Genomic DNA, 11,946 nt, shown 5'->3' with positions numbered 1-11,946 from the left:
CGCCGACCTTCGCCAAGCGCCGCCGTTCGGGATGGTGTGCGCCTGGTTTGTCAGGTGAAGAAGTGGCGTAGTTCGTCCGCCACCCGCTCCGGCCTGCCGCCCAGGTCGGTGTTGCCGGAGCCGCCGTGGTCCAGGCCCGCGAACTCGACCCGCCTGGCCTTCGGTATGGCCCGCTCCAGGGCGTCGAGCGCGGCCTTCAGGTAGGCGGGGCTCCGGCCGCCGCCGAGCAGGAGGGTGTCCGCGGGCACGTTCCGCTGGCTCTGCGCCAGCTCGGCGACCAGGGCCGCCTCCTGGCGCAGGGTCGGCGCGAGCATCCGCATGGTGACGTCGCCCGGCCCGGCCTTGCCGTCCTGCGCCGCCAGCATCCGGCCGGTCAGGAGCTCCAGCAGCGGCCGTGGCATGGCCCGGAAGATCGACGGCCCCATCCGCGCCGCCCGCATGGCGGTGACGAGCGCCGCCGCGACCCTGCCCGCGGCCATCTCCCGCTCGTAGCGGGCCACCCAGTCGGTGGGCGCGGGGCCGTCGGCGAACAGCGGCGGCTCGTACACGGCCACCTTGCGGACGGCCGCCAGCGTGGTCGCGGCGCGGAGCGCGACGAGGGCGCCGACGCTGACCCCGAAGACCCAGTGGGCGTGCGCCGCCGTCAGGACCGCGGCCAGGTCTTCGACCTCGCGCTCGACGCCGTGTCCCGCGCCATAGGGGCCGCTCAGCCCACGGCCCCGGCGGTCGGGCAGATAGACCGTGTGGGTGCCGGCCAGGGCCTCGGCCAGTTGCCGGTGGCTGTGCGCGGACTCCATCTGGCCGTGCAGCACCACCACCGCCGGGCCGGCGCCGAGCCGGTGGTAGCCGATGACGGTGCCGTCGGCGGAGGTCACGTGACCGGTCTCGGTCGCGATCGTCATGGTCTCTCCTCTCGGGCGAAGAACTCCTGCCAAGTCCGGACATAGTCCGGTTGCTCCAGTGACTCGACCAGCCCCGCGACGAAGCGGCGCTCGGCCTCCAGCAGGGCCAGCCGGTAGTCCTCCTCGATCAGGAACACCCAGCCCACTCCCTGCTCGGTCGCGCCGCGCACCAGGTCACGGATCTGGCCGATCTCGCCGTCCAGGGCCCGCGACCGCTGCCGCAGCAGCTCGGCGGACTCCTCGGGCGAGAGCACGCTCAGCAGCGACAGCGCCACCCCGAACCGGGGATATTCGTGCTGCGGCTCGCTGACCAGCTCCCGCATCCAGTCGTAGAACTCGGCGCGGCCCTCGTCGGTGAGCGCGTAGAGGGTGCGCTCGGGCCGCTGGGTGTCACGCACGGTGGCCTGCTCGGCGATGAACCCGGCCTTGCGCAGCTGCTCGACGACCATGTAGAGCGAGCCGCGGTTGTACTTGATGTTGCGGTCCTGGCCGCTCTCCTGCAGCCGCCTGCCCAGCTCGTACGGGTGCGTCGGCTCTCTCATCAGCCAGGCCAGCACCGCCAGGGCCAGCGGGTTGGCCACCTTCCGCTTCTTCACCGAACCCCACCCCTCTTAGTCAGAACCAACTATCTGACATCAAATAGTTGATGTCAACCAAGATGAGGTCGTTCGGCCATGACAATAGGGTCATTTCCGGACGCGCGTCCGCGGAGCCAGCTGGGTTGGCTGGACGGGTTACGCGGCCTCGCCTGTACGAGCACGCGCTCGACCCGCTCTACCCGGAGCTGCGCGGAGTCACCGGCCCCTGATTCGACGCCGGGATGTACGGCGTCATGGCGTTCTTCCTCGTCAGCGGCTACGTCATCCCGCCTTGCTGGAACGTCGCGGCACCGTGTCCGGCTTCTGGATCGGCCGCGCGTTCCGGCTCTACCCGCTGTGGGCCGTGGTGGTGGCCGTGGCGGCGGGCGGGGTGCTGCGTTGTCTCGGGGCGCGCACGCCACGCTGGTGACCGTCCTGGCGGTGATCGCGCTGGTGGGCTGCGGGCTGGCCGGGAGTGCGCCGGTGGCGGCCGTCGGCGCGGGGATCTGGCACGGCCAGAGCTTCCCTGGGCCTGGGTAATCACGGTGGTGGCCGCCTGGGCGACTTTCGCGGCCGGGATGCTGCTGGCCGAGCGCCGGGTGCCGGCCGGGTGGGCGTGGCTCGGGATGGTGAGCTACTCGGTTTATCTGATCCACCCGATCCTGCTGGAGATCGTCGACGGGCTGCTCGCCGATCCGGTGTCGGTCGCCTGGCCGTACCGGGTGGGGTTGGTAACCGCTGTGGTTCGTATCAGTGTTCGTCAGTCTTTATCTGATTTTCTGCAGCGTGATCGCGGTCGGTCCCGTGGTGATGGGGTTGGCTCGGTGGTCTGCGAGCTGATGGGCGGCATGACGAAGCGCTGGAGGAGCCTGCGGCTTCGGGTCTGGGCGGCGCAGTGCGCCCACCCTTCGCCGTCACGATGTGCATGCAAATAATTACTTAACGTACGGCCATGCTGGTAGAGTCGTTCGCACACACTCTCGAATACGCAGGGAGGGGAATTGTCGTGCGTGCCGTGCAGGCCTACCGTTTCGCGTTGGACCCCACCGCGCGCCAGTCCGCCGTGCTGGCGTCGCACTGCGGGGCGGTGCGGGTGGCGTTCAACTGGGGCCTGGCGCAGGTGAAGGCGAATCTGGCGCAGCGGGAGGCCGAACGCTCCTACGGCATCCCCGACGACCAGCTCACCCCGGCCCTGTCGTGGTCCATGTACGGCCTGCGCAAACGCTGGAACCAGGTCAAGGACGAAGTGGCGCCATGGTGGGCGGGCAACTCCAAGGAAGCCTACGCGTGCGGGCTGGCCCGCCTGGCCGACGCCCTGGCGAACTGGCGTGACTCCAACAGCGGTAAGCGCAAGGGCCCCAAGGTGGGTTTTGCCCGGTTCAAAACCAAACGACGTACGGCCCGGTCGGTGCGCTTCACCACCGGGACGATCAGGCTGGACGGCCACACCCACGTGGTCCTGCCAGTGGTGGGCCGGATCACAACGCACGAACCGGTCGGCAAACTCGCCCGCCTGCTCGCCGGGGGCGGGGCGCGGATCGCTTCGGCGACGGTGCGGTGGCGGGAGGGGCGCTGGCACGTCAGCTTCACCGTGCACGCCGAACGCGCGCAGGGCTCGCCTGCCCGGCCGGACGCGGTGCTCGGCGTGGACCTCGGCATCAAGACGCTGGCGGTCTTCTCCGACGGACGCCCGCCGGTCCCCAACCCCCGCCACCTCAACGCCGCCGCACGTAGGCTGCGCCGCCTGTCGCGGGCGGCCTCCCGCAAACACGGCCCCGACCGGCGCACCCGGCAACAACCCTCGAAGCGGTGGCTACGGGCGAATGCCGCCCGCAACCGGGCGGAGCATCGGGTGGCGGCGCTGCGCCGCGACGGCATCCACCAGCTCACCACCAGCCTGGCACGCACCTACGGCACCATCGTGGTCGAAGACCTCAACGTGGCCGGGATGATCCGCAACCGGCGACTGGCCCGCGCCCTCTCCGACGCCGGTTTCGGCGAGATCCGCCGCCAGCTCACCTACAAGACCACCTGGCACGGCGGCCGACTGCTGGTGGCCAGCCGTTGGTTCCCCTCCTCCAAGACGTGCTCATCCTGCGGCGCGGTGAAAACCAAACTGCCGCTGCGGATACGCACCTACGTCTGCGAGGGATGCGGCCTGGCCATGGACCGCGACGAGAACGCCGCACGCAACCTCGCTTCTATGGTGGAGCGTACGGTCGCCGGGAGTGGCCCGGAGACCCGAAACGGACGCGGAGCCGACCGTAAGACCCCGCCTGGCGGGGCAGGTGGCCGTGAAACGTCAACCCCGCACCGGACACCCACTGCCCGGATCAGACGAGGACCTTCGCCCACACCGGGCGAATCACTGAGAACCCTAGAAACTCAGTGAACGGTTGGGTGTGGTGACGCTCTGCTGGGGTGCGCGGCGGTGACGTACCGGCTGGTCGAGGTTCCGGCGCAACGCGTCGGACGGCGACTGGCCGCGCGGGGCCACTGACCATGAAGCACTGACCGTAGAAGCGGTCAGCAGGCCCCCAGGCGGCGGCTGTCAGAGCGGGAACCAGCCGTTGCCGGTGTGCCAGTGGCCGCCGGCTCGCAGGTGGTCGACGATCGCGTGCTCCAGCGTGGTCCGGGGGGTCAGCGCGTCCACCGGCAGGGCGGGATCGCCGAAGACGAACTCGATCGGCCCGTCGCTGGCGTGCTCGTCCCGGTAGCCGGGGCGGAAGCGGCGCTGGAAGCCGACGATGTTCGAGCTGTCCGGCAGGTGATCGGCCAGTTGCGGGTCGAGCAGCCAGGAATGGCAGGTGGCGACGGTGTACGGCTCCTCGGGGAAGTGGCGAGGGAAGAACGCGCGGGCTCGGGCCAGCGAGTCGTCGCAGGCGGCGGGCGTCAACGGGCCGGAGAAGTCCGGGATGTGCAGGCTGAGGGCCGGGGCTCCTGGACCGAGGGACGCCGCCGCCCCCATGCGCGAGCCGAGGGTCCCCCGCTGGAACTGCAACCGGCCTAACTGGTAGACCTCGCCACGGAAGTGCAGCTTGAGCCAGGCGGTATGGAGGACGCCGCCGACGCCGTGCCGCCTGCGGTGCACGGCGAGGTTGCGGCCGAGGTCGGCGAGGGTGCGCCGGGAGACCTCGGCGGAGATGTCCCGTTCGCGGTGATAAGCCCGCACGTACGGCAGCGCCGCGATGAAGACATAAGCGTGGAAGTAACGGCCCAGCGCGCCCAGCTCGTCCGGCAGCAAGGGCAGCTCGAAGGGGTCGTCGATGGCCCCGATGCCGCGCACCAGCCGCTGGACGCAGCGCCGCAGCAGCCACCAGAGCTCGGGGTCGGCCCGCAGGTCCCCGGCCAGCGCCAGGAGCGGGTTGACGTCCTCGTGGGGCACGGCGAGGTCCAGCAGGGGCTCGAGGGTCGGCAGGACGATCTCGACGTCCGGGGGGCCGTCAGCCTCCAGGGCGGCCAGCCAGGCAGCCGTCCGAGGGTCCGCACGGAGTATGGCGAGGGGGGTGGGCACCGGTGTTGCTCCTCTCGTTCCTTCCTAGTGATCATGCCTCGTGGGGATGTTCCTCGGGGAGATGCCTGGTGTTTTGTGGCGATTAATCCGATCTGGTTAGCGTGCCGCGCATGAGACGTGCACTGATCGCCCTCGGCGCTGCCGCGCTGGTCAGCGGCCTCGCCGCCCCCGCCGCGGCCACCCCCGAGCCCCGCGAGTTCGGCAGGGCCACCCTGACCGGGTTCGCCACCCTCCCCGCCGAGACCTTCGTCCCCGGCAGCGAGGCGTCCGGCGCCGCCCTCGGCACCACGCCGGTCAACGGGCTCACCCCGCCCTTCGCCGGGCAGCCCGTACAGGGGTTCAGCGGCATCGTGCGCCGGGGGGGCGGCGTCTACGACATGCTGTCCGACAACGGCTTCGGCGCCAAGGCCAACAGCGCCGACTTCCTGCTCCGGGTGCACCAGGTCCGGCCCGACCTGCGTACCGGCGCGGTGAAGGTGCTCGGCGGGTTCGACCTGAGCGACCCCGACCGCCACGTCACCTTCCCGCTGACCCGCGAGGACCGCAAGCTCACCGGCGCCGACTTCGACGTGGAGTCGATCGTCCGCGCCGCCGACGGCACCTACTGGATCGGCGACGAGTTCGGCCCGTTCGTGCTGCACTTCTCCTCCTCGGGCAAGCTGCTCGACGCACCCGTGCCGCTGCCCGGCGTACAGGCTCCGGAGAACCCGTTCCTCAACGGCGCCCAACCCAATCTGGGCCGCAGCAAGGGCTTCGAGGGCATGGCCGAGTCGGTCGACGGCAAGCGCCTCTACCCGCTGCTCGAAGGCACCGTCAGCGGCGACCCGGCGGGCACGCTGCGGATGTACGAGTTCGACGTACGGAAGAAGCGTTACACGAACAAGCGCTGGGCCTACAAGCTGGACGCCGCGAACCACGCCATCGGCGACGCCGTCGCCGTCGACCGGCACCGGTTCCTGATCATCGAGCGGGACGGCGCCCAGGGCGACGCGGCCCAGGTCAAGCGGATCTACCTCGCCGACACCCGGGACCGCGACCGCGACGGGGCGCTGGACAAGACGCTCGTGGCCGACCTGCTCGACGTAGCCAATCCCAAGGGCCTCGGCGGCTTCGGCGAGACCTTCCGCTTCCCGTTCGAGACGATCGAGGACGTGGCCCTCCTCGACGACCGCACGCTGATCATCGCCAACGACAACAACTTCCCGTTCTCCTCCGGCCGCACGCCCGGCAAGGCCGACAACAACGAGTTCATCACCGTACGGCTCAGCCACCCGCTCAAGGCCGACCGCCGCGCCCTGCGGGGGTAGTGCTGGGCCTACCATCGGGACCCGCCTTGATCGCCGGATCGAGGCGGGAGCCGGACGAAAGCCGTCTTCCGCGTAACAACGGGATGTCTCGGACCACTACCTGGTGTCAGAAGAGCGCATCCGGGACGAAGGGGCGGGGCGGTGACGGATGATGAGCACCGGTTCACCGGCATGTACGACGAGTGCCGGCAACGTGTGTGGGCGTACGTGGTCAGTCGTGCGGGCCGGCAGGTGGCGGACGAAGTGGTGAGTGAGACCTTCGCCATCGCCTGGCGGCGGCTGGAGGACGTACCGGAGCCGGCCCTGCCGTGGCTGCTCGGGGTCGCGCGCAACGTGCTGCGGGACAACGTCCGGGCGCAGGCCCGGCGGGAGGCGCTCGGCGCGGAGTTGCGCGCCTGGACCGAGGGCGATGTGGCCGACGAGGTCACCGAGCGGATGGGCGTGCTGCGCGCGCTGGCCGAGCTGCCGGAGGACGACCGGGAGATCCTCGTCCTGGTGGCGTGGCAGGGGTTGTCCCCGAGGGACGCCGCCCGGGTCGTCGGCTGTTCGTCGGCCGCCTTTCGCGTGCGGTTGCATCGGGCCCGCAAACGGCTCGGACAGGCGATGGAAACGCTTCCGCCACCCCGTCCCCGCGAACGGCTCGGACAGGCGAAGGAAACGCCCCCGCCGGCCCGTCCCCACGTGCGCAGCCTCAAGGAGGAGTGGTCATGAACCCCATCGACGAGCTGCGGGCCGCCCGGCCCGCCCACCTGGGTGACGTGCCGGTGGACGAGCGCACCAGGGCGGCGGAGCTCTCCTCCGCCATGTCGCGGCCCCGGCAGGCGCGCGTACGGCGCAGGACGAGGCCGGTGTGGGGCATCAGCCTGGCCGGCGCCGCGGCCGTGGCGGCGGCGGCCGTCGTCGTGACGGGCACCGGCGGCAGCACGCCACCCGCCCCCGACGTGGTCCTGCCCGCACCCACCCGGTCCACATCCACACCGTCCAGGGCGTTCACGGCAGCGCCGAAGGTGACGTTGTCGGCGCGGGAGGTCCTGCTGGCCGCCGCCGAGAACGCCGATCGCCAGCCGAACCGAACCGCCGCCTACTGGCACACGGCGTCGGTGAGCCGCACGCTGTACAAGGCCGTGCACGGCGGCTACCTGGTCTGGGACCGATCGCGTATCGAGGGCTGGACGCCCAGGGCCACCGGCACCGACCAGTGGAGCAGCACCCAGACGCTGGACGCGCGACCCGCGACGGAAGCGGACGAGGCGGCGTGGCGGCAGGCCGGATCCCCGACCGAGATCGCGGTCGAGATACCGGCCAAGTCGGACGAGATAACGCTGTCCACCTCCCCCCGCCCCGCCGAGATCGGCCACGCGCCGCTCACCGACGGGGACAAGGTGTTCTGGCTGGGCCGCAACGTGACCATGAAGGACCTGCGCGGCCTGCCCTCCGATCCGGGCGAGCTCAAGGCGTGGCTGCTGCGCTCCTACGGCGGGCACAGCACCGAATCCTCGAGTGACCCGATGTCGGCGGACATCTGGCTGTTCACGGTGAGCGCGGGGCTGATCACCGACATGCCGGTCACGCCGCAGGTGCGCGGGGCCGCCTTCCGGATGCTCGCCGACCTCGACACGGTCGAGGTCATCGAGAACGTCACCGACGCCGAAGGACGGCAGGGCACGGCGGTCGCGATCAAGCAGAAGGTCAAGATGAAGGCGTCGGACAAGAAGTACGCCGGCGTCCTGGAGAACCGGCTGATCTTCGACCAGGCGACCGGACGGGCGCTGGCCAACGAGAGCGTCGTGGTGAAGCCCGGCGGCTACCAGGCCGCCTTCGAGCCGGGCACCGTCTGGAACTCGACGGCCGTGCTGGAGGCCGGCTGGACCGACAGCAAGCCCTGATCCGGCGTTGCAAGGCGGTGTGACACCGGCTGGAAAGGAGGATGAAAGCGGTCCATCCGACAGTACGGTCATCTCCGCAGGAAAGGACCGCTCCAATGCCGATCACCCGCCCCCTCGCCGTCCTCGCCACCGTCGCCGCCCTCGTCTCGATCGCCCCCGCCGCCGCCCAGGCCGCGACCACTCCGTCCGACACGGTCTCCGCCAGTGAGACGGCCCGCGTGTGGGGCCCCTACTACGCCCCCGGCAAGCGGGCCATGACGGTGGGCTCCCTGGTCGCCGTGGGCGAGGACCACGGCGACCTCCCGACCGCCGACACCGTGAAGATCACCGGCAAGCTGTACGACTGGACCCGCGACAGGTCGACCTGTGGCTGGGCGGTCTTCCGGATCACCTACAAGGCCAACGGCAACAACCTGCCCCACAAGCACCGCAGCATCAGGGACTGCTCCTACCGCACGGCCAAGCCGTACTCGTTCACCCATCCCGACGTCTACCAGGTGGAGCTCAAGGTCTGCGCCGAGGGCAGGGCGGCCAAGCCGTCGCTCAACTGCCTGTACGCGGGCACCTGGAAGACGCTCTACCTGTCGAAGTAACCCTCGAAGGGACGCTCCGGGCGGCGTCCCTTCCGAGCCGCCCGGATGCGGTGGATAATCCAGAACGGACCTAGTTGCTAGGCTGAGGGCATGACCGCCATGGCACCAGCCCGCACAGAGCCGGACCTGTCGTTCCTGCTGGACCACGCCGGCCACGTCCTGCGAACCCGGATGGCGGCGGCGCTCGCCGAGATCGGCCTGACGGCACGCATGCACTGCGTGCTGGTGCACGCCCTGGAGGCCGAGCGCACCCAGATCCAGCTCGCCGAGATCGGCGACATGGACAAGACGACGATGGTGGTCACGGTCGACGCCCTGGAGAAGGCGGGGCTCGCCGAGCGTCGCCCGTCCAGCACGGATCGGCGGGCCCGCATCATCGCCGTCACCGAGAAGGGCGCCGAGGCGGCGAGGCAGAGCCAGGAGATCGTCGACGGCGTGCACCGGGCCGCGCTGGCCGCGCTGCCCGACGACGAGGCCGAGGTGCTCGTCCGGGCCATGAACCGGCTCGTCACGGGACATCTGGCCACTCCCGTGGAGGCCCCGCAGTCGGCGCGCCGGTCGCGGCATCGTACGAAATAGATCCGCCGGGGATCGTCTATAACAAAACTATCTGTTACGGTCTCTCCTGTTCCTCTTTGAACAGGAGACGACCATGTCGTACACCGCACCATCCCCGCCGCGAGCCGACTCCCGCCGGCTCGCGCTCGCCGTGCTGTCGGCCGCGATGCTGATGACGATCCTGGACGGCAGCATCGTGACCGTGGCGATGCCGGCCATCCAGCAGGATCTGGGCTTCTCGCCCGCCGGGCTGAGCTGGACCGTCAACGCCTACCTGATCGCCTTCGGCGGGCTGCTGCTCCTGGCCGGCCGGCTGGGCGACCTCATCGGCCGCAAGGTCATGTTCCTGGCCGGGAACGCGGTCTTCACCGCAGCCTCCCTGCTGGCCGGGTTCGCCACCGGGCCCGGCATGCTGATCTTCGCCAGGTTCGTCCAGGGCGTCGGCAGCGCCATGGCCTCCGCCGTCGTGCTGGGCATCCTGGTGACGTTGTTCACCGGCCCCGCGGAGCGCGCGAAGGCGATCGGCGTGTTCAGCTTCACCGGGGCCGCCGGGGCCTCCATCGGCCAGGTGCTCGGCGGGGTGCTCACCGACCTGCTCAGCTGGCACTGGATCTTCTTCATCAACCTGCCGATCGGGCTGGCCACCATCGCGCTGGCCGTCCGGGCGCTGCCGGACGAGCGCGGGGCCGGGCTCGCCGCCGGGGCCGACGCGCTCGGCGCGGTGCTCGTCACCGGCGGGCTGATGGTGGGCATCTACACGGTCGTCAAGATCGAGCAGTACGGCTGGCTCGCCGGGCACACGCTCGGCCTCGGGGCCGTGTCAGTGGCCCTGCTGGCCGCCTTCTTCGTCCGCCAGGCGCGGGCCAGGACGCCGCTGATGCCGCTGCGGATCCTTCGCTCGCGCAACGTCTCGGGCGCCAACGTGGTCCAGATGCTGACGCTGTCGGCCATGTTCGCCTTCCAGATCATCGTCGCCCTCTACATGCAGAAGGTCCTCGGGTACGGCGCGCTCGCGACCGGCGTGGCGATGCTGCCCGCGGCGGTGTCCATCGGCGGCGTGTCCCTGTTCGTCTCGGCCCGGCTCAACACCCGCTTCGGCGAGCGGGCCGTCCTGCTGGCGGGCCTGCTGCTGCTGATGGGGGCGATGGGCTGGCTCACCCGCGTCCCGGTGCACGCCGACTACGTCACCGATCTGCTGCCGGTGATGCTGCTCATCGCGGGTGGCGGGCTGGTGCTCCCGGCGATGACGGCGCTCGGCATGTCCGGCGCCAAGGCGGACGACGCCGGGCTGGCGTCCGGATTGTTCAACACCACCCAGCAGATCGGCATGGCGCTCGGCGTCGCCGTCCTGTCCACGCTGGCGGCTTCGCGCACCGAGGGGCTGCTCACCGCGGGCAGCGGCGAGGCGGCGGCGCTGACCGGCGGCTACCGCCTGGCCTTCACCATCGCCGCCGCCCTGCTCGTGGCCGCCTTCACCGTCACCCTGGTCGTCCTCCGGCAGCCGAGGCGCGCCGAGGCTCGGCGGCCTCGGTGAACCAGGTGAAGACCGGGGCCAGGCTTTCGGGGGCGATCCAGCCGTTGATGACGGCCAACCGCTGGAGATAGGCCTCCCTGCGGGGATCGTTCGCCGTCTTCACCCGGGTCAGCAGCCGGCGGCGGAGATCGGCGTCGTCGGGGCGGCCGGACAGGCGCGCGTACTCCTCCGTGACCGCCGCGACGACCGCGTCCGCCTGAGGTGAGACCGGGTCGACGCCGGCCGCCAGAGCCGGTCCGACCCGGTCACGCACCACCGCGGCGAAGTCGCGGCGCAGCCCGGGGCCCGCGCCCTCGGCGTGCTGCTCGGCGATCCGCCGCATGACGGCGCGGAAGTCCGGGTCCTGGGCCAGCTCGGCCAGCTCCACCCAGGCCTCCACCTGCTCGGGCTCGGGGTTGTCGGGCAGCTCGGGGGTCATCGAACTCCTGACCCCGGCGAACGCCCCCAGGTCGCCGAGGGCGGCGTCGAGGAAGTCGGCGATCAGCCGCCCGCGTTCGTCCTCCGACAGCTTGGCCAGCTTGTGCATGAGATCCATCTCCTCAGGGGTGGACCCGCGCCTGGCCACCGCCGTCAGCACCGCCCGCCGCAGCCGCAGCGTCCGGATCTGCACCGCCAGCGCCTCGGCGTGCGCCGCGGCGACCTCGGCGAGCGAGATCTCCCGGTCCACGACCTTGCGGACGGTGGGCAGGTCCAGACCCAGATCGCGCAGTGTTCGCACGTGATCGAGGCGGGCGACGGCGTCGATGCCGTAGAGGCGGTGGCCGGCGGGGTTACGGGTGGTCGGCGGCACGAGACCGCAATCGGCGTAGAACCTGATGGCCTTGACCGTCAGCCCGGTCCGCCGCGCCAGGTCACCGATCGAATAAAGCGTCTCGCCGTCCATGCCCCCACCTTCGCGCCTCCCCCTGCTGGAGGTGCAACTCCTCAGAGCACGTGTACGGCCACGCGACGTATCCATTCGACGGCATTCTCGCCGCGGTCCAAATCACGGAAGCGCATCGGCCTCATATCGCCTGTCCACCATGGCGGCCTCAACACCCGTGCGCCGATCTTTGCCGCCTTCCTGAGCCGGCG

Annotated in this window: 14 protein-coding genes; 10 read left to right on the top strand and 4 right to left on the bottom strand. The window is 70.9% G+C overall.

Annotated features, from left to right (window positions below; genetic code table 11):
• Nucleotides 1–50: 50 nt before the first annotated feature.
• Both IEY87_RS32590 and IEY87_RS32585 read right to left on the bottom strand, forming a co-directional pair.
• Nucleotides 51–902, bottom strand: coding sequence for an alpha/beta fold hydrolase (locus IEY87_RS32590; protein WP_189142662.1), 852 nt, complete (start codon nucleotides 900–902; stop codon nucleotides 51–53).
• Nucleotides 899–1,498, bottom strand: coding sequence for a PadR family transcriptional regulator (locus IEY87_RS32585; RefSeq protein ID WP_225277847.1), 600 nt, complete (start codon nucleotides 1,496–1,498; stop codon nucleotides 899–901). The genes IEY87_RS32590 and IEY87_RS32585 overlap by 4 nt, the downstream gene beginning before the upstream one ends.
• Nucleotides 1,499–1,772: 274 nt before the next feature.
• Here IEY87_RS32585 and IEY87_RS32580 point away from each other — a divergent pair, with 274 nt between their 5' ends.
• The 4 genes from IEY87_RS32580 to tnpB all read left to right on the top strand — a co-directional run bounded on the left by IEY87_RS32580 (nucleotide 1,773) and on the right by tnpB (nucleotide 3,872).
• Nucleotides 1,773–1,910: a hypothetical protein gene (locus tag IEY87_RS32580; RefSeq protein WP_225277848.1), complete on the top strand. Its 138-nt coding sequence runs from the start codon at nucleotides 1,773–1,775 to the stop codon at nucleotides 1,908–1,910.
• The gene (locus tag IEY87_RS32575; RefSeq protein WP_189142731.1) at nucleotides 1,880–2,020 is read left to right on the top strand and encodes a hypothetical protein; all 141 of its coding nucleotides are present in this window, start codon (nucleotides 1,880–1,882) and stop codon (nucleotides 2,018–2,020) included. Before IEY87_RS32580 ends, IEY87_RS32575 begins: the two co-directional genes overlap by 31 nt.
• A gap of 8 nt (nucleotides 2,021–2,028) precedes the next feature.
• The gene (locus tag IEY87_RS32570; RefSeq protein ID WP_189142661.1) at nucleotides 2,029–2,415 is read left to right on the top strand and encodes a hypothetical protein; all 387 of its coding nucleotides are present in this window, start codon (nucleotides 2,029–2,031) and stop codon (nucleotides 2,413–2,415) included.
• A gap of 71 nt (nucleotides 2,416–2,486) precedes the next feature.
• Nucleotides 2,487–3,872: an IS607 family element RNA-guided endonuclease TnpB gene (gene tnpB, locus IEY87_RS32565; RefSeq protein ID WP_189142660.1), complete on the top strand. Its 1,386-nt coding sequence runs from the start codon at nucleotides 2,487–2,489 to the stop codon at nucleotides 3,870–3,872.
• Between the two features lie 159 nt (nucleotides 3,873–4,031).
• On the opposite strand, the gene IEY87_RS32560 is transcribed toward tnpB, so the two are convergent.
• Entirely contained in the window at nucleotides 4,032–4,994 is a 963-nt protein-coding gene (locus tag IEY87_RS32560) for an acyltransferase domain-containing protein (RefSeq protein ID WP_189142659.1), read from the bottom strand.
• 110 nt (nucleotides 4,995–5,104) lie between these two features.
• Between IEY87_RS32560 and IEY87_RS32555 the strand changes: the two genes are divergently transcribed.
• The 6 genes from IEY87_RS32555 (at nucleotide 5,105) to IEY87_RS32530 (ending at nucleotide 10,872) form a co-directional block, all read left to right on the top strand.
• Nucleotides 5,105–6,301: an esterase-like activity of phytase family protein gene (locus IEY87_RS32555; RefSeq protein ID WP_189142658.1), complete on the top strand. Its 1,197-nt coding sequence runs from the start codon at nucleotides 5,105–5,107 to the stop codon at nucleotides 6,299–6,301.
• Nucleotides 6,302–6,442: 141 nt separating this feature from the next.
• A complete protein-coding gene (locus IEY87_RS32550) occupies nucleotides 6,443–7,012 on the top strand; it encodes an RNA polymerase sigma factor (protein WP_225277849.1) in 570 nt (189 codons plus the stop codon).
• Entirely contained in the window at nucleotides 7,009–8,187 is a 1,179-nt protein-coding gene (locus IEY87_RS32545; protein ID WP_189142657.1) for a CU044_5270 family protein, read from the top strand. The genes IEY87_RS32550 and IEY87_RS32545 overlap by 4 nt, the downstream gene beginning before the upstream one ends.
• 95 nt (nucleotides 8,188–8,282) lie before the next feature.
• Nucleotides 8,283–8,780 (top strand): hypothetical protein, encoded by a 498-nt coding sequence (locus tag IEY87_RS32540; RefSeq protein WP_189142656.1) that lies wholly within the window; start codon nucleotides 8,283–8,285, stop codon nucleotides 8,778–8,780.
• Between the two features lie 90 nt (nucleotides 8,781–8,870).
• Nucleotides 8,871–9,359, top strand: a complete 489-nt coding sequence (locus tag IEY87_RS32535) for a MarR family winged helix-turn-helix transcriptional regulator (RefSeq protein ID WP_189142655.1) — start codon at nucleotides 8,871–8,873, stop codon at nucleotides 9,357–9,359.
• A gap of 73 nt (nucleotides 9,360–9,432) precedes the next feature.
• Nucleotides 9,433–10,872 (top strand): MFS transporter, encoded by a 1,440-nt coding sequence (locus tag IEY87_RS32530; protein ID WP_189142654.1) that lies wholly within the window; start codon nucleotides 9,433–9,435, stop codon nucleotides 10,870–10,872.
• Here the strand turns inward: IEY87_RS32530 and IEY87_RS32525 are convergent.
• On the bottom strand, nucleotides 10,817–11,755 hold the full coding sequence (locus IEY87_RS32525) for a MerR family transcriptional regulator (RefSeq protein WP_189142653.1): 939 nt from the start codon (nucleotides 11,753–11,755) through the stop codon (nucleotides 10,817–10,819). The genes IEY87_RS32530 and IEY87_RS32525 overlap by 56 nt on opposite strands.
• Between the last annotated feature and the right edge of the window lie 191 nt (nucleotides 11,756–11,946).

The organism is Nonomuraea glycinis (genome assembly GCF_014646515.1).
Classification (GTDB): domain Bacteria; phylum Actinomycetota; class Actinomycetes; order Streptosporangiales; family Streptosporangiaceae; genus Nonomuraea; species Nonomuraea glycinis.
The sequence above is the reverse complement of the archived record's forward strand: the minus strand, read 5'-3'. Positions and strand labels throughout refer to the sequence as shown.